Consider the following 17,119-nt stretch of genomic DNA (forward strand, 5'->3'; position numbering starts at 1 on the left):
TTCCATATTTTTTATTATTTATAATTCGATGACCTTGAGTTGTATCCTGACTATTTGTATTAGGCGTCTCCCACTGAAAAAGCGAGGGGCTAATAAAATGATCTTGATAGTTGATGCTCTCCTTAATCCCCTCATCTTTGTGAAGATCAATAAACAGATAGTAGTCATTTCCATTTTTGATTGTGCCGGATCCTCGGAATGAACTGAGTATTTTTCTATAATTAGATAGTAAAGCAGATTCCACCATTGAATACTGCTCATATAGTTTTAGAAATGGGATTTTATAATTCTCATGTCCAAACATCTTCTCATAACGATAAATTCCATAATTAAGCACATCAAGAATGTAAGCCTTGTGCTCCTCATTTTCACAGATCCTATCCAAAGTTTCCGACCGTTTCAAAAACTTACCTTCGCGGTCATAGCTTCCCAATTTTACTTCTCGTGATTTCTGCCCTTGATCATCATAGGTTTGATTCAGATGTTCAAACGCATGATCAAGCGTCTCTTCATTTATGGATTCTAATAATTTCTGAACTTCATTTTTTGCCTGTTCCCACGACACGGTTTTATGAGTCATCAATGAACGTAAAATACAAAATTCATAGGGACGTTTTATAGGAAGATCAGAAGATAGCTGTCGCAGCACAGTGTTGAATGGCTCTTCATTCGCCAATTTTTTTAGCTCATCCGTTTTTTCAACAGCCGCAAGAAAAGCAAGATAGGTTTTCTTATTATTAATAAACTTAATTGGATCAGGGGCATTTTCGAATTTTGCATAGTCTAATAAGTAGTAGGGAATGGTTCGATCTTCTGCCCCAGCAACAAATTGTTTCTTAAATTCGATATACTCTTCCTTCAAATATTTCATCGCACGGAAATTCTCTTGATTTAATTGGTCAATGATTCGTTGCTGCGAAATTCGGTCCATCTGAATATGAGTCGCACCTGGGAGATCCGGAAAACCGCGATGAACCGCAACCTTTAAGCTGTCCTTGTCATAGAAGTGTTTTCCGCTTAATGCAATCGCAATAAGAAAAGTTTTGCTGTGATTGCCGATAAAATCGAGAACTGTTAAAAAGGATTGTCCTTCATATTTTCGCAAGCCACGGCCAAGCTGCTGCATGAAGATAATCGGTGAATTGGTTGGGCGTAACATCAAAACTAAATTTACGGACGGAATATCGATGCCTTCGTTAAAAATGTTGACCGTAAAAATGACTTGCAATGGATCGTCATCATTTTCAAGTCTGCGGACCATTTCTTGGCGCTTAGACTGCTTGTCATCCCCAGTTAAATAGATGCTGACAATACCGCGTTTATTGAATTCATCGGCCATATATTGGGCATGATCCTTGGTTACACAATAACCCAGACACTTACACTTTTCTCCGTCATAGCCGTAAAAATTCATTTTGTCGATAATAAAATCGACGCGCTCATTCACTTTGAGCCGCTTCGCAACCTCCGCCACATCATCGATGGAGACATCAGAAAGATCCACACCATCCACATCTGAAATGCCGAAGTAATGAAAAGGCAGAACCAAATCTTCCTCTAATGCTTCATTGAGTCGAACTTCAAGCGCAATATTGTTATCAAATAAACCGAAGATATCACCACGGTCACAGCGTTCCGGAGTAGCCGTCATTCCCAGTAAAAATTTCGGTTCAAAATAATCCAGTACGCGTGTATACGTAGAAGCCGTTGCATGATGCGCCTCGTCAATAATGATATAGTCGAAGTAATCGGCAGGAAACTCGCTATAATGATCCTTGATGGTTTGGATCGTTGTAAAAAGATAGTTCTTCCCTCGGAAATCTTTGCTATTTCCAGTGTACATACCCATTTGATTGCCGCGACCGAGCAGTCGTTCAAAAGTCTCTTTTGCCTTCGTTAGAATCTCTTCACGGTGCACGATGAAAAGCATTGTCTTGGGCTGAACCTTTTGAACGTCAAACGCTGACATGTACGTTTTCCCTGTACCAGTCGCAGAAATGACGAGTGCTCGCGTTTCGCCATGGCTTCTTAGCCGCTCAAGATTATCAATCGCCTGCTGCTGCATCATATTCGGAACGATCCGCTGCATCTCAGCATTCCCGTAGCTGTTAAAGGATGGCTCACGAGCAACCGCGACCTGAGCTTTCAATCCTTCAATAAACTTCTCGTATTTCTGCAAGAACAGATCATCTGCAACGGTACATTGCGCCCACAACTCTTTGTATTCCTTAATGGCTTTTTCCAGAAATGGGTTCTGCCTCGTGGACACTGTCGACACATTCCACTCGACATTGCTCTTCAGTGCACTTTGTGTGATGTTCGATGAGCCGATCATAACTGTATACATATCTTTATTTTTAAAAATATAAACCTTGCTATGAAAGCCTTTAACCTTGTCAGCCTCAAAAACTCTCAGGTCGATATTATTGAAAGCTTTAATCTTCTTGAGTGCTTTGGGTTCTGTAAAATTCAAATAAGTGGATGTCATGATCTTTCCACGAACGCCACGATCACGCAGCTCTTTCAAATTATCAAGCAGCAGCTGCAATCCGCTATAGTTAATAAAGGCAACACTAAAGTAGAACTCCTCGCAGGTTGAAAACGCCTGCTGCAGTTCATATAAAAAGGTCTGTCCATTTGAATTTGTGATGAGTTTAGGGGTCATTGACTATCTTCCTTGCAACTATTAGACTGTTTTGACAACATTATACCAGGAAATAGACATAAAATTGACTGCATTGTATAATGTATTTAAATGGTTTAGTGATGTGTCCCTTGGCATACACTAATAAAGCCATCAGTGCTGTTACACTGATGGCAAGCATGGCAACGTCCGCATTGAGCGGGCAGCAGTGCATGATAAGTAAATCAAAGATGAAAATTGATCCACTTCAGCCACTGCAATGGCATATGAGGCGGATCATTTTCTTTCTTTAAACGACAGTATCGCTATAATAAGTCCCGCAAAAGAAATTGCGAGCATTAGTGCTTGATACACTGTCATGGGCAGCACCTCCAATCTGAAGGTGTCACTGCCATCCGCTCATATGCCTTATTGCCATAATTAAAGTATATCGAATAAGATCGTGCGTTCGCAATATGATTCGTATAATTATTTCTTAATGCATTTAGGAATGCAGAGAAAGCCACTTCATCAAATAAGGGCGGTCATTATTCGCCATAGTCTCATACCATTGCGAGCACATAAAATATGCAGTACCTTGAATCATCAGTGGTTTGCTGTAATATCTCCTATGTTCAAATTTATCACCGTATCTTACTAAAAGTGCATATTGCAAATCAAAGGTTTGCTTTGAATAGTTGTTCGTCAGCATTGCTTCAATTTCTTCAGATGCTATGACTCCACTCTCTAGTACAGTTCTTAATTTAGTTTGTGCTATCTTCCCGATCTTTTGATGTTGTAATTGTGTCTGCGATAGCTCACTGTTTTCAGATGGTGTTCGGGTATATAAAGTAGTCGTTCTTCGTGGTATGTCTTGTGGCTGATTGACAGAGTTAACAATCTCCGCAGAAACAGGAAATGTCTGATCACAACCTTGCACCTTAATGTAATCCTTCCAAACAAAAAATTTCCAATGCTCTCCCTCATTAGGATTGGTTAGCTTATTCTCGTTCGTCATTAATCTTCTTAACTGTTTGTAGTTCAGTGTATACAGTCTATTGCTTTGCATTCGTACAGATAATATAGCAATGTCCGCATCATCCATTAAATCAGCTTGTTTCATAGTCAGATCAAACCAGCCATTGCCGTTAACATGCCGTTTGGATGAGGGCGTACAAAGTACAATTCTTCGTCCGCAAGTAATTCCGGTAAACATAATCTTTTTCCCTTTTATGACAGATAACTGACAGCTGTACTCTTTATTCACACGAGTTACAACAAATAGCTTATCGAGTATTGGCATCATAATCACGCTCACATTCTGCTCATTTCCTCCATGGTAGCATGGAAATGCGCAGCCTGTCCTTAGCAATTAAACAGCTAAACACCATCTATAACCGCAGCGTACTAAACATCAGCTACACCTCACAGATAGGCTCATCCCTCACCATTTTCCTTCTCTATGTATCTGCATTTCGGGAAACCGGAGCAGCCCCAGAAATGATCACCGATGTGTTTGCCTCGCTTAGCTTCGCGTCTTATCATTGGTTTTCCGCATCGTGGGCAGATTTTCTCGGTTGAAGCGGTCACTGATTCATCACTAATCGCTTCGTTTTCGATCTGGTCTGTCACTTCTTCCAAAATAGTAGAACTCTGAAGTGTATCTTTCTCCACCAAGTCTTCCGACTGCTCTGATAAACTTGTGACCTCTTGTATTGCAGCAACCTCGCTAGTCACGTTGCTGTTGTCTGAAGTGTTAGCCGGTGTCTTCTTCACTAGTTTCTTTTTCTCTGGGTATCTCGCTCGAATGTTATCTATATGTGTTTGCTTCACTTCTTCGCTCGTCTGCGAGTAAGGAAAAAGCTTCTGATAGATTGCTTCAATCTCGTCGGCCGTCAAAATTATACCTGTTCTGCTGATTGTGCGTTTCACTCGATTAAGCACAAGGTGTCGGTTCATGACTTGAGCGTTGCCTTGATCTAATGTGATTTTCTTTAGTTCACAGCGTTCACTGAAAAGAATAAAGGAATGATAAACAATGTGTGGATATTCTGAGAGGCATTGCTTCAGGTGTTTCATATGTGACGCATTTTGCATGATTGGGTTGTAAAAGTGGTTCTTGATACTCTTTCGTCCTGCGCGTAAGGACTGAGTCCATGTTCGCTGACTTTCGGTGCCGAAAATCCAGCCGCTGTAATTTTTCGATTCGAAGACATAAAGTCCACTCTTGTGAATCATCACTACATCAAGTTCGGTGGTTTTACCATCTTCTTTAGGCAGGTAAACATTGAAGAGAAAGCGCCCCTGCCTTTCAATCGGCCGAAGCTGTTTATAGGTCAAATATTCTCCATAGCTGCCAACCGATCGAAGGGTTTTCAAATAAGGCCGGTGCGTAATGAGGTAGTATTGCGTGTTCTTATACCTTAAATTTTGATAGGTATAAATGACGAAAACTGTCGCGGCTAACAACGTTAAAATTGCTAAGGTAATCAGCGCATAAAATAGATACAGCTGAGTCATTAGGTCGCCTCTTGATCATTTGGATTTTTTTTATTATTATAACTTATTTATCCAAATAAGGGTAAAAAGAATTATGTCAAAGTACTTATTCAAAGATGCTATTGAAATTTATTCTCCTAAATCCATTTAGTGACGCCATGAAAGCTACGTTAACAGATAAAGGTTATATATCATAGTTTCGAACTATCATAAGCACATCAAGCGGTAAATCCATCTTATTTGCTTATAATAGGAATTAGATATCTTGAAACCTAGGAGGCGACCTTATGAATCAACATTCTTTCTTGAAGCTCAATCTCTTCAGCTGTCTGTACGGGTTTCTGCTGTTCGCCCTGACTATGATGTTATTCCGTCCATACCAGGTCGCGGCTATTGTGCATGTTACGCCGGAAGAAATCTCCGGTGGATTCTTTTGGGTCGCTATTTTGGCTGCAGTAATCTACATGATGTTTATGAATCGCTTTGCCCGTCAGAGACCGAAAAACTGGAAAGAGGCACTGGGCATCGCTTTATACGCCGTGCTCTGGTTCCCTTATTGGCTTCTTTTTGTTTTTATTGCGTTTCTCATAAGATTCTGAGATATAGACTTCCCCCTAAAAATCTGCCTCCACGCCATGGCACCTGCATCCCTCTTTTCTTTGATCTGCAATGATCTGTACATAAATCTTCTGCCCACCACAACAACAAAATTTACAAATTCTTTACCTCTATGGCCTACGTATCCCTTTTCTGCTCAGTTATAATTATTTAGAAGATACTGGGAAAGAACGGGTACGATGGTCTATGAACAATACAGTAGTAACTGACTTGGACAAGATTATCAATGAACAGAAAATAAAAGCTGTTTTTCAGCCAATCGTCTCTCTGCGTAATGGTGAGATTCATGGCTATGAGGCATTAAGCCGCGTGACATATGAAACAGAATTGGCGAATCCGGAAAAGCTGTTTTTAGCAGCGGCAGAACACAATCGGTTACACGTACTTGATTCGTTGTGCCGCTCCACGTCGTTGCGCTCATTTTATGATCTATGCGCAGGCTCACCACCAATAAAGAAACTGTTTTTGAACGTCAGTCCTGTTATTCTTCAAGACCCGCGGTTCATTCAGACATTTAGTTCTCATTCTTTGAATTCCTATCCCTTCGAGCCGAGCCAAGTTGTCTTTGAGGTCACCGAACGGAGTTCCATTAATCATCCGGATCAGTTCGCTGTTTCGATACAGGATCTTAAGTCGCATCACTTTCAGGTTGCCATTGATGACGCGGGAGCTATGTATTCCGGACTAAATTTGATTACGGACACCCACCCGCACTATGTTAAACTTGATCGACGTCTCATTGAGAACATTGATCTTGGTCGTATAAATTTTGCACTCGTCAAGGGACTCGTCGAATTTTGCAGAATTTCTAACATTCATTTGGTTGCCGAAGGTATTGAGACTTTATCTGAATTAACAAGCTTAATTGATCTCGGTGTCTCTTATGGACAAGGGTTCTATCTTCAAAGACCGTCCGAACGGCTTATGGAGATCGATGAAACCATAAAAAAAGAAATTATTGACCATCATAAGATGAAAAATAATGTATTCGGTCAACCTAATGCCAATGGCTATATTTTAAATATTTGCAATCCCACTGAAACCATAACCATGCAAATGAAGATTGAACATGTGCTGGAAAAATTCAAAAAGGATGGAACGATTCCCGGTCTCTGCGTCATTGATAATCATAGAGTGGTCGGTATTATTACCCGATCTCAATTAACGATGCAGGTAAGCGGGCGCTTCGGATTCAGCCTTTATCAAAATCAGCCGATTTCAGTTCTCATGGATCGAGATTTCATTTCGGTTGACTATCGAACGCCAATTAACGAAGTCTCGAAGCTGGCCATGTCGCGACCTCAGGACAAGCTCTATGATTTCATTGTCGTGACTAAAGAAAATCGCTATTTCGGAACGGTGACCATTAAAAATCTGCTGCTTAAATCAACAGAAATAGAGGTTATAAAAGCAAAATACGAGAACCCGTTGACCGGTCTTCCCGGGAATCTGGTGATTGAACAGAAGATGAAGCAAACACTCGAAAAAAACGAGACGTTCAACGTTTTATATATCGATATCAATCATTTCAAGGAATATAACGACGTCTATGGCTTTGAAAACGGTGATTCGATCATTAAATTGCTTGCCGACATTCTCATGCTCTACTTGCCTCGCGGGCAGTTCGTCGGACATGTTGGCGGCGATGATTTTATCACCATCATGGATAAAGGAGCTATTGATAATTACTGTGAAAAAGTCAGTGAACGTTTTCAAGAAAAAGTACTTTACCATTATAATGAGCAAGACCGAGAACGAGGCTTTATCATCACTGAAAATCGTTTAGGAATCGTTGAAGCGTTTTCCATTGTTTCCATATCCATAGCCGGTACCTGTGTCCCATGTGATCATTTTTTGAACTTATTTGAGTTGACAAAGAAGCTGGCGAAGTTAAAAAAGAAATCTAAGAAGCAAAAAGATCAGCACTATTTATATATTGAGTCTTAACCCAAGATCAATGGCAAATCGATTGTTGGGTATGAAGGTGCTGTGTCTTGCTTGGTGAGCCTTTCATTCTTTAGCCACGAAATCCTTTGTAAATCATTTTGCACGTGTATTTTCTTCTGGATTATTTTTCCCTGCACCGTCTGATCCAGTATATCCTCCATCAGGCCGCGACCTTTTTTTCATGCCATTTCTGTGTTTCATGGCAATTTTCCGGGTAAGCTTGGCCATGTAAATTATCATGATTCATTCAATGCCTCATTCATCAAGTCCTATTACTTTAAATTCTCGCTTATCCGTTCTATGATTAATAGCGAAAGGCTTTTCAATAATCGGTATAGTGGAGGGAATTATCTTGAAACAAATCGCAATTGGATCTGAAAAGAAATTGGGATCGGCGGTTGTTCAGGGATGCATGCGCATCGCAGATATGCCTGAGGAAGCGGTAGATCGCCTAATCAAGACCGACCTAGAGAACGGTGTTACATTCTTCGATCATGCGGATGTTTACACGGACGGCGCATGTGAAGCATTGTTTGGCAAGGTACTGGCAAAGCAGCCCGGCTTGCGCGACAAAATCACTTTGCAGACGAAGTGCGGCATTGTTCGCGGCAATGGCGATCACAATAAAGCGTTTGACTTCTCAAAAGAACATTTGCTTGAGACGGTAAACGCTAGTCTGCAACGTCTGCAGACGGATCATGTGGATTATCTGCTTCTGCACCGCCCTGATGCCCTAGTTGAACCTGAAGAAGTGGCTGCTGCATTTGATCAGCTCCACTCTGAAGGGAAAGTTCTTCATTTTGGCGTCAGCAACCAGAATCCATATCAAATAGAACTGTTGAAAAAATCAGTGCGTCAGCCGCTGGAAATTAACCAGTTGCAGCTCAGTATCAAGTTCACCGGAATGATAGACGAGGGATTGAATGTGAATATGACTGTTGGCGGTGCTTCCGTTCGCGATGGCAGTATTCTCGATTATTGCCGGCTGAATGACGTAACCATTCAGGCATGGTCTCCATTCCAATATGGATTCTTCGAAGGCGTGTTCCTCGATAATCCAAAATTTCCTGAATTAAACAAAGAAATTGATAAGGTCGCAACGAAGTATGGTGTCAGTAACAATGCGATTGCGGTTGCCTGGATCCTGCGCCATCCGGCAGAAATGCAAGTCATCCTCGGAACAACGAACGTATCACGTATTGCTGCATCGGCAAAGGGTGCGGACATTACGCTCACTCGTCAAGAATGGTACGATATTTATCAAGCGGCGGGCAACAAGCTGCCTTAACCTTAGAAAACGAGAAGCTGAGCAATAATAGGTCGAGCAGTCAGCTCGACCTATTTTAATTCTGCTTGATCCCTCCTCACAAGAAAAGGATCGATAGTGATGACGAAGGAAACGCGCAGCACTAATTATTGCATTGCGTTTTCAATGCTCGATTTGCCTTTGTTCTTTTTCACGCCTTCTGATTCATGTCGAGCAAAAATCGCTGAATGACCTGATTGAACTGCTCATGTTGGTGCGTCGGAATTTGATGGAAGGCTTTATCAATAAAAATAATTTCTGTTTTTGTAAGAAAATCAAAATACTTTTTGTGTTTACTGATAAATTTATCGCGTGTTCCATAAACAATCCACATGGGAAGCAAATCCAATTGCTTAAGTTGAGCGGAAAAATCCGTTTTCAGTCCTGCTTTATATAGATCGAGCACCGCGTGAACATTAGCTTTTTTACAATATGTGTAAAACATTTTTTTGTCTTCTTGGGTCATTTTATGGGCATTCGCTAATAGGTTACTCAAAGCCTTTTGACCGCCGCTCGCTTTCATGATTAGAACGCCGAGCTGATATTCCATGAACAGCATTGCTGAGCCGACACAAGGAAATCCGCCGGAGAGAATCATTCCACCAACCTCATTGGGGAAAGTCAGTGCATAAGAAAGAGCTATTAAACCGCCGCTTGAGTAACTGGAAAGGATTGGCTGCTTCAATTGAAGTTCTTGAATGAGTGTTCTAAGATCAGCGACATGATCCGGAATCACACGTTCAAGGGAACGAGAAGGTTGATAACTGCTCCGTCCATGTCCTCTTTGGTCATATAAAATAATCTGTGCATGTTCGGATAAAATCTTTTGATAATGAAAAACGACATGGCCCATTAAAGGGGGATGAATGAAGATAATGGGTCTCCCTTTTCCACTTTTTTCGTAATACAAGCAAATGTCCTTTGTCGTGTTGATATACGGCATCGTAAGTCTCTCCGAGTGATCGTTTTATATTAGAATGCTTATGGCCTATTCTGCCCCTAACATTGTCATTCAAACAGTCACCTAGCATTGTTTTTAAACACACTACTGAAGGCATCTGCCTTTTAGATCATTAATGATGCACCTCGTCATTGCTAAAATTTTTCTTTAATAGCGACAGAAAACGAAACAGTTCCAATGAAAGGATTAAACCACTGACCCATACTGCTCCGAAAACATATCCTGCCACGAGATCACTTGGGGTAATGCCGAAGGCGCTGATTGCGCTTGCTGTGTAAGCAAGCAAAACGATTAAGAAGAAAAATAATTCGGACATACTGATCATGTACTTTTTTTGATGGCGTACCAGCATCATCAAAAAATACCCTAAGAGAATCAGCAGCATCATCGACTTCTTATTTGGAAAATCCAGACTCATGTAGGTTCCAGTCAGAATAAAGTGAAACAGCCAGCGCACGCCGTTTGCGAAGATAAATCCCCCGGATAATGTCAGCCCAAGAAAAAGCAGTTCAAGCCATTTGTCCCTGTTATTAAGAAGAATTGTGACCGCTGTAAGAATGATGATTACAGAGAGTGTTGACCAGGAAGACAATCCATAAACATGCTGCAGCGCCTGCTGCCATTGATTATCCACAATGAATGAAACAATTCGTCTGGAAACCTTGTCGAACGGCACAAATTCATTGCTGAGAAAATCCTGGATCATTCCTGCCATCAAAGTGATGAGTGAAATAAATGCAGCCAGAATCAAGAAAATAAATAGTTTGATCTTCAAAAAGCTTTTATACCGTTTAAAGGTTGCTTGAAAGAGGAGCAAAAGCGATTCCTTGATATATCTTCGATTCGTTCTAATCACGATATAACATAGCAATACGAGGGCAAGCAAAACGCTTGCCAGCACCAGCCATTTCTTGATTTCCACCTGATACTTGTCCCATTCCGGTCCTAATACATACCCAAGTGATATAAAGGTTCCGGTCCAAAGAAAAACACCGATATAGGCAAACACACTAAAGGACTTAAAGGGCAAGCGGATCACTCCGGATATAATGCTCGCGATATGCCTGATGCCGGGAACGAAGAACGAAAAAATGAGCAGAACCTTCCCATACTTTTGGTACCATTTAGATATGTGTTCCATCTTTTCCTGCCCCATATGAATGTACCGACCATATTTACGAAAGAAAGGTACGCCAAGCTTGTAGCCGATCCAATAGGAGATCGTCGCGCCGATCATGCCCCCAGCTCCCGAGGAGCACAAAGACAAGAAAAGATTCATCTGTCCATGAAAGGATAAGATGCCCACATAGCTCAGCAAGGCTTCATTTGGAATAGGAACACAAACCAGTTCAAGCATTAACGCAAAAAAAAGTGTCAAATATCCGTATTCATTCAGTAATTGATCTAAAACACTCATTCATGGTTCCTCCGCATGGCAGCAAATCCATAGTCAATTTCACTTAATAGTATTCGATTCGCTTCACCGTTACAGTACCTTTATTATTCAAAAAAATGATCCACTCTCCGATGAGAATGGATCAACGTTAATCAATAACAAGATTAAGAACTGCAAAAGCAGCGATAAGCAGCAAAATGACAAGTATGCAGACCGTATCTTTTATTTTCCAAGTCAACTGACGAAACGAAGAACGCGGCAGCTCGGAGCGATAGCCGCGAACGTCCATGACGTTGGCAAGCTCCTCCCCACGATTCAACGATCCCGAAAATAGCGGCAAGAAGATCGGAACCAGTGCCTTCATCTGGCGAAAAAGGGAACCTTCACCAAACACTGCACCTCGCGCCTTTTGCGCATCCATAATCCGTTGCGTTTCATCGAGCAGATTAGGGATAAAACGAAGTGAGATGGACAGCATGATCGATAATTCATCGACCGGAACATGCAGAAAACGAAGCGGACGCATAAGAAAGTTCAAGCCGTCCGTAAGTTCCATAGGCTTCGTTGTTAAGGTAACGGCAGTCGTAACGAAAATGATTGTTACGAAACGGGAAAAAATAAACAGTGCATTAATTAAACCGAATTCGGAGATTTTGATTGGCCCCCAAGTGAAATAAATGATTCCGCCGGCAGTAAAAAGAATCTGAAGGAATACCGTGAATAAAATCAACCAAATTAATGGCCGAACGCCGCGAAAGAAAACTCGGAAACCGATTTTCGTCAAGCTCATCACAAAAAAAGTAAACAGCCACAATAAAATGAGCCCCTGTCCGTTTTTCGCCATAAAAGAAATAAAAATAAAAGCAATACCTGCGATCATTTTGGCACGTGGATCAAGCTTGTGAATTGGTGAATCACCTGGAAAATAACGTCCGAGAATCAGTTTATTCATACACGTCCCACCCCGATCAAAGCCTCTGCCAGTTCTTCCTCTGTCAGGCAGACATTTGGCAATCGAATACCTGAATAAGTCTCAAATGCCAACTGGAACCGCCTCGCTTCAGGAACATCCAGCTGCCATCTGTTCAACTTTTCGCTGTCCGCAAATAGGCTGCGCACGCTTCCATGATAGACAACTTTTCCTTGATCCATGACGACCGCATCATCTGCGTAGCGTGCCGCTGTCTCCATATCATGAGTAACAAGAATAACAGTCAATCGTTTACATTTGTTCCATTGCTTAAACAGCGACATCAATTCCGCTTTTCCTGAAGGGTCAAGGCCTGCGGTTGGTTCGTCCAGTGCAATCACTTCAGGTTCCTGAGCGAGAACGCCGGCAATCGCCACTCTCCTTTTCTGTCCGCCGGAAAGTGAGAACGGCGACTGTTGAAGAATAGATTCATCCAGCCCAACTTGGCGAATCATCTTGATTGCCAGATCATGTGCTGCTTCCGGACTCGCACCGAAGTTCAGCGGACCGAAGCTGATGTCTTGTTCCACAGTTTCAGCGAACAGCTGCGATTCAGGAAATTGGAACACCATCCCGATATGCTTCCGGACTGCTTTCAACGCTTTTTTGCTCGTTTTACTGTCAATCTTAATGTCACCAACCTCTGCCCAACCGGATTTTGGAAGCAGCAATCCGTTCAGCACTTTTAGCAGACTCGACTTACCGGCTCCAGTAGGACCAACGACTGCCGTAAACGTTCCCGGAGCTATTTGCAGGCTGACGTCCTGAAGAACACGAGGGCTGTGCACCGGGCCAAGCTGATAATCTGCGCTCACTTGATTCAGTCTTATTTGCATAGCCATTGGATCCATTCACTTTCCGTCAGATAGGATTCCGGAGTGCGTCGCTCTTTGCTCATAAGCAGACGCCGCAATCGTTCGCTGAACGGTGCCTCTACGTCCATTTCCTCGCTAAAAATATCCGCAGGCAATCCACTGTTCGCCACGCTGCCGTTTTTCAACACAAGGATACGGTCACTTGCTGCTGCCTCATTCATGTCATGGGTGATGGACAAAATGGTTAATCCTTGTTCAGCCCTCAACTGTTTTAAAGTTGCCAATAGCTCTCTCCTGCTTCGAGGATCCAGCATAACAAAGGCTTCGTCCAAAATAAGCAGATCAGGATGAAGGGCAAGCACACCGGCAATCGCGACGCGCTGTTTCTGACCACCAGATAAACGGGAGGGATCTGCCTCACGATGCTCCAGCATACCGACGAGCTCCAAGGCTTCTGTTACACGCTGCCGCATGTCTTCAACCGGCATGTTGAGGTTTTCCATGCCGAATGCAACATCATCCTGCACGGTTGCTCCGATGAATTGATTATCAGGATTTTGAAAAACAATACCTGCATGACGACGAATCGTCCACTTTGTTTCCTCATTCAAGGGCATACCGCATACGAAAACGGATCCGCTCTGTGGTTTCAACAGCCCAATCAGCAGCAATGCCAAGGTAGACTTACCCGCACCATTATTACCGATAACAGACAGCCATTCACCTTTATTAACGGCAAAGGAAACAGAAGATAATGTATTGTTTTTTGCAGGTTCATATTTAAATGTCAGATCTTTAACTTGGATTATTTGCTCGTTCATCGGACATACCCTCTTTTCACAAGACAACGGCAACGAACAGTAATAACGCAACGGTTCCATTCACAAGCACCAGATTTTTCACAGCAACCACAAAGGTTTTCGATTTGACTTGAATTTGATTGAACTGTTTCACCTGTTTAGATACAGGAATGATGGCCAGCAGTGCAAGCAGCATAATCATCGGCAGTATTTTAAACAGGACACAGACAACAATTGCAGCAAAGGTCGCAGCATAGAGTCCATTAAAAAGCCAAATTGCGTAACGTTTGCCAATGTAATAGGGCAGCGTAAAGCGATGATTCTTAATGTCATCATCCAGATCGCAAATGTTATTCGCCAGCATGATATTCGCTATGGTGAACATGCACGGCAGCGAGACGAGCACGATTTCAAAGAGCAGGAGCAGATCGGCCTGCACGGTTATTGTCCGTCCTTCCCAAATCAAATTGACAATGCCTTGGTCCGTTGCGTTGACATAAACGGTTAAAAATAAAACACCGAGCCCTTCCGTGATCCCTGAAAAAATTTCACCGATCGGCATTCGTGACAGTGGAATTGGTCCGAACGAATAAAGGATGCCAATTCCAAAGCAAGCCATGCCTACGAGTAAAACAATTAGATCAGTACGTACCACAAGTACCAGTCCCAGCACCGTCGCAATCGCCAAAAGGATGACGATGGTAAACGCGACCAAAGGTTCCGAAATATGCTCCTGTCCAATGATGTTTTCTCTTCTGCGATACTCCTCACTCGTTGCTTTTCGATAATCCATGTAGTTATTAATCGCCGTTGCTGTCATATCAAAAAAGAGCATGGAAGCAAAGAAAATCGTTGTGTTGATTGGATCCAGTAGATGGAACCGGTATGAAACAAAGAGACAGCCAACAATAAAAGGAAAGAGACTGGCTAATTTGGTCTGAATTTCAACGAGTTTAAGGAACGCGCCCAGCGACATCTTTTTCACCCCTTCTTCAATTTAACCCCTTCGACACCTTCTGAAAAAAATACAGTCCTTTTTATTCTATAAGTTTAAAAGCTTTATTCGTCAGCACAAAATTATTTTTTAGATTAGGTGTTATATAGACTTTCTTATCGCGCGTCACAAATACGGCCTTAATCCCCCATTTTTTCGCATCGCTCATTCCGCCTTTAAGCCCGCCCGCAAACAGGACGGTGGAAAGCGCATCTCCGTCAGTCGAAGCATCTGTAATTACTGATACCCCTGCAATGTCATTCATAAATGGATAGCCGTCAAATGGGTTCAACAAATGATGATAGGTCTTACCATTCACCTTAATGAATCGTTCATAGATTCCAGATGTGACAATGGACTGATTGGACTCCTCGATTTTCCCGACAATCGCCCCGCGCGGTTCAAAAGGATTCTGGATACCAACGTTCCACTTTTCATCTGAGGCATTCTTCCCCAGTACGTAAATATTTCCGCCAAGGTCAACAATCGCAGACTGAACATGGTATTTCTTCAACACAGTTACCACTTCATCCGTGATAAAACCTTTAGCAATGGCGCCTAAGTCCAACCGCATGCCTTTATTTTTGAGAAAGATCGTGTGCTTTGAATCATTGAGGATCATTCGTTTGTATCCGATTAACGGAAGCACATGGTCAATCTCGCTCTGCTTCGGTTTTCTTGCATCGGAATAGCCGATATGCCACAGCTTCGAGAGCGGTCCAATGGTCAGATCAAAACCGCCATTTGAGCGTCCGCTGTACTTCTTCCCAATCTTGATCATGCGGTAAATGTCATTAGATACCTTAACCGGCTTAATTCCTGCCTCTTCATTCACCTGATCAATCTCAGACGAATCATGCTTATCTTCAACAGTCGTCGCGTCCGCCAACTCTTCGATCCGTTTAAAAACCGGCTTGAGTACATCTGCTTTCCCTTTATCAAAAATTTTCACCGTAACTACCGTGCCCATTATAAATTCGGTCCTGCTGTATGGGCTGCTGAGAATCTCCGCCTTAACAGGCTGCGCTTTATGCCCACATCCTGTCGTAATCAGCAGGCACACGATGACCATAAACATAATACCGATCTTCCTCATCGGACTCATTCCTTCCCAATGGTTAACTGCTCCTTAGAGTAAGAAAGGCTTTAGAGCAATTCCGCGCTCTAAAGCCTTTGATGGCACTGCTTCCATTCATTATTTCTCTTGGAAAACAAGATTATCGACTTCGATTGGCGTTGTATCGCCCTTTTGAGCCGCGTTAATCAGCTGTGCCGCATAAATACGGAACGAATGACTGGAGTGTGTCGCGCCGGAGACAACATCCACTTCTTCTGCATTTTGTTTGTCAAGTAACGATTTGCTGAGTGCCGGAATATATTCTTTTGGTCCAACCCCGGATTTTGCTTTCATTGCCTTTTCATATGCGGCATTTTCTGATTTTAGTTTTCCATTTTTGTCCAGAAAATCATAATTAACTTTTGTGATCTTACCGCCTTTAACCGTCATATCAATAAATGTTTTCCAACCGGTAGTGCCCAGATTTTTTTCTGCCAACTTGTACGTTCCATCCTTCAGCTTGGCATATGCATCAATGACAATTGGTGTCGTGTCGCCTTTTTGTGCTGCCTGAATCAATTGCTGCGCATAATTAATGAAATGATTAGATGATTCGGTTGCACCGGATACGGCTTCAACCTGCTGTGCATCTTGACTGGCAACAAGTGCTTTATTCAGCTTAGGGATGTATTCCTTTGGTCCAATTCCGTTTTTCGCCTTCATCGCTTTTTCATAAGCTGCATTATCTGACTTCAATTTTCCATCTTTATCTACGTAATTATAATCAGATTTAGTAATTTTTCCGTCTTTAACTGTTATAGACATTGTAGCTTTCCATCCGTGACTGTCCAATTCCTTTTCTTTTAATGAATAAGTCCCATCTTTCAAAGGTGCTCCTGCAATTAATTTTGCGGTTGCAGGTTCACTTGACCCGGAAGCCTTTTTTTCTGTGTTTGATTTGGTAGCGTTTTCATTTGATCCGCAGGCAGCAAGCATCATGATGATTAACAACCCCAACGGTAACAATAATTTTTTAATATGCATAGCTAACACTTCCCCCTTAAATCGACATTTTGTGAAATTCATCACATTATCTTGCTCTTTCATCTTACCATGTCTATGATTCATTAGCT

At 42.2% G+C, this 17,119-nt stretch carries 15 protein-coding genes; 3 read left to right on the forward strand and 12 right to left on the reverse strand.

Features of this window, described 5'->3' with window-relative positions; translation table 11 throughout:
• The 4 genes from NOM01_RS14015 to NOM01_RS14025 all read right to left on the reverse strand — a co-directional run.
• On the reverse strand, positions 1 to 2,665 hold a 2,665-nt coding region (locus tag NOM01_RS14015; protein WP_255749124.1), incomplete at its 3' end, for a DEAD/DEAH box helicase.
• A gap of 255 nt (positions 2,666 to 2,920) precedes the next feature.
• Positions 2,921 to 3,004: a putative holin-like toxin gene (locus NOM01_RS17280; RefSeq protein ID WP_353958626.1), complete on the reverse strand. Its 84-nt coding sequence runs from the start codon at positions 3,002 to 3,004 to the stop codon at positions 2,921 to 2,923.
• Between the two features lie 124 nt (positions 3,005 to 3,128).
• Positions 3,129 to 3,941, reverse strand: coding sequence for a hypothetical protein (locus NOM01_RS14020; protein ID WP_255749125.1), 813 nt, complete (start codon positions 3,939 to 3,941; stop codon positions 3,129 to 3,131).
• Positions 3,942 to 4,060: 119 nt separating this feature from the next.
• On the reverse strand, positions 4,061 to 5,143 hold the full coding sequence (locus tag NOM01_RS14025) for an NERD domain-containing protein (RefSeq protein ID WP_255749126.1): 1,083 nt from the start codon (positions 5,141 to 5,143) through the stop codon (positions 4,061 to 4,063).
• Between the two features lie 266 nt (positions 5,144 to 5,409).
• Here NOM01_RS14025 and NOM01_RS14030 point away from each other — a divergent pair, with 266 nt between their 5' ends.
• From NOM01_RS14030 to NOM01_RS14040, 3 genes are all read left to right on the forward strand, one after another.
• Positions 5,410 to 5,721 (forward strand): hypothetical protein, encoded by a 312-nt coding sequence (locus NOM01_RS14030; protein ID WP_255749127.1) that lies wholly within the window; start codon positions 5,410 to 5,412, stop codon positions 5,719 to 5,721.
• Positions 5,722 to 5,926: 205 nt separating this feature from the next.
• Positions 5,927 to 7,687, forward strand: a complete 1,761-nt coding sequence (locus NOM01_RS14035) for a GGDEF domain-containing protein (protein ID WP_255749128.1) — start codon at positions 5,927 to 5,929, stop codon at positions 7,685 to 7,687.
• A 352-nt stretch (positions 7,688 to 8,039) separates the two neighbouring features.
• Positions 8,040 to 8,975, forward strand: a complete 936-nt coding sequence (locus NOM01_RS14040) for an aldo/keto reductase (protein ID WP_255749129.1) — start codon at positions 8,040 to 8,042, stop codon at positions 8,973 to 8,975.
• Positions 8,976 to 9,144: 169 nt separating this feature from the next.
• Here the strand turns inward: NOM01_RS14040 and NOM01_RS14045 are convergent, their stop codons facing one another.
• The 8 genes from NOM01_RS14045 to pplA form a co-directional block, all read right to left on the reverse strand.
• A complete protein-coding gene (locus NOM01_RS14045) occupies positions 9,145 to 9,936 on the reverse strand; it encodes an alpha/beta fold hydrolase (RefSeq protein WP_255749130.1) in 792 nt (263 codons plus the stop codon).
• Between the two features lie 130 nt (positions 9,937 to 10,066).
• Positions 10,067 to 11,371 carry a DedA family protein gene (locus tag NOM01_RS14050; RefSeq protein WP_255749131.1) on the reverse strand — a complete coding sequence of 435 codons (1,305 nt, stop codon included), beginning with the start codon at positions 11,369 to 11,371 and terminating at the stop codon, positions 10,067 to 10,069.
• 127 nt (positions 11,372 to 11,498) lie between these two features.
• The gene (locus NOM01_RS14055) at positions 11,499 to 12,302 is read right to left on the reverse strand and encodes an energy-coupling factor transporter transmembrane component T family protein (RefSeq protein WP_255749132.1); all 804 of its coding nucleotides are present in this window, start codon (positions 12,300 to 12,302) and stop codon (positions 11,499 to 11,501) included.
• A complete protein-coding gene (locus NOM01_RS14060; RefSeq protein WP_370646134.1) occupies positions 12,299 to 13,162 on the reverse strand; it encodes an energy-coupling factor transporter ATPase in 864 nt (287 codons plus the stop codon). The genes NOM01_RS14055 and NOM01_RS14060 overlap by 4 nt, the downstream gene beginning before the upstream one ends.
• The gene (locus tag NOM01_RS14065) at positions 13,147 to 13,956 is read right to left on the reverse strand and encodes an energy-coupling factor transporter ATPase (protein WP_255749133.1); all 810 of its coding nucleotides are present in this window, start codon (positions 13,954 to 13,956) and stop codon (positions 13,147 to 13,149) included. Before NOM01_RS14065 ends, NOM01_RS14060 begins: the two co-directional genes overlap by 16 nt.
• A 16-nt stretch (positions 13,957 to 13,972) precedes the next feature.
• Complete coding sequence (gene menA / locus NOM01_RS14070) at positions 13,973 to 14,911, reverse strand: 1,4-dihydroxy-2-naphthoate polyprenyltransferase (protein WP_255749181.1); 939 nt, start codon at positions 14,909 to 14,911, stop codon at positions 13,973 to 13,975.
• A gap of 61 nt (positions 14,912 to 14,972) precedes the next feature.
• Positions 14,973 to 16,025: an FAD:protein FMN transferase gene (locus tag NOM01_RS14075; protein ID WP_255749134.1), complete on the reverse strand. Its 1,053-nt coding sequence runs from the start codon at positions 16,023 to 16,025 to the stop codon at positions 14,973 to 14,975.
• A 99-nt stretch (positions 16,026 to 16,124) separates the two neighbouring features.
• A complete protein-coding gene (gene pplA, locus NOM01_RS14080) occupies positions 16,125 to 17,030 on the reverse strand; it encodes an extracellular electron transfer flavoprotein PplA (RefSeq protein ID WP_255749135.1) in 906 nt (301 codons plus the stop codon).
• Between the last annotated feature and the right edge of the window lie 89 nt (positions 17,031 to 17,119).

The sequence above is a fragment of the Sporolactobacillus sp. STSJ-5 genome (assembly GCF_024385605.1).
Lineage (GTDB): Bacteria > Bacillota > Bacilli > Bacillales > Sporolactobacillaceae > Sporolactobacillus.

Bases quoted from the DNA above. Each gene is read 5' to 3' on its own strand.
- pplA (WP_255749135.1), bottom strand. From the start codon at position 17,030: ATGCATATTAAAAAATTATTGTTACCGTTGGGGTTGTTAATCATCATG.
- NOM01_RS14035 (WP_255749128.1), top strand. From the start codon at position 5,927: ATGAACAATACAGTAGTAACTGACTTGGACAAGATTATCAATGAACAG.
- NOM01_RS14055 (WP_255749132.1), bottom strand. From the start codon at position 12,302: ATGAATAAACTGATTCTCGGACGTTATTTTCCAGGTGATTCACCAATT.
- NOM01_RS14045 (WP_255749130.1), bottom strand. From the start codon at position 9,936: ATGCCGTATATCAACACGACAAAGGACATTTGCTTGTATTACGAAAAA.
- NOM01_RS14025 (WP_255749126.1), bottom strand. From the start codon at position 5,143: ATGACTCAGCTGTATCTATTTTATGCGCTGATTACCTTAGCAATTTTA.
- NOM01_RS14060 (WP_370646134.1), bottom strand. From the start codon at position 13,162: ATGGCTATGCAAATAAGACTGAATCAAGTGAGCGCAGATTATCAGCTT.
- NOM01_RS14050 (WP_255749131.1), bottom strand. From the start codon at position 11,371: ATGAGTGTTTTAGATCAATTACTGAATGAATACGGATATTTGACACTT.
- NOM01_RS14075 (WP_255749134.1), bottom strand. From the start codon at position 16,025: ATGAGGAAGATCGGTATTATGTTTATGGTCATCGTGTGCCTGCTGATT.
- NOM01_RS14065 (WP_255749133.1), bottom strand. From the start codon at position 13,956: ATGAACGAGCAAATAATCCAAGTTAAAGATCTGACATTTAAATATGAA.
- menA (WP_255749181.1), bottom strand. From the start codon at position 14,911: ATGTCGCTGGGCGCGTTCCTTAAACTCGTTGAAATTCAGACCAAATTA.
- NOM01_RS17280 (WP_353958626.1), bottom strand. From the start codon at position 3,004: ATGACAGTGTATCAAGCACTAATGCTCGCAATTTCTTTTGCGGGACTT.
- NOM01_RS14030 (WP_255749127.1), top strand. From the start codon at position 5,410: ATGAATCAACATTCTTTCTTGAAGCTCAATCTCTTCAGCTGTCTGTAC.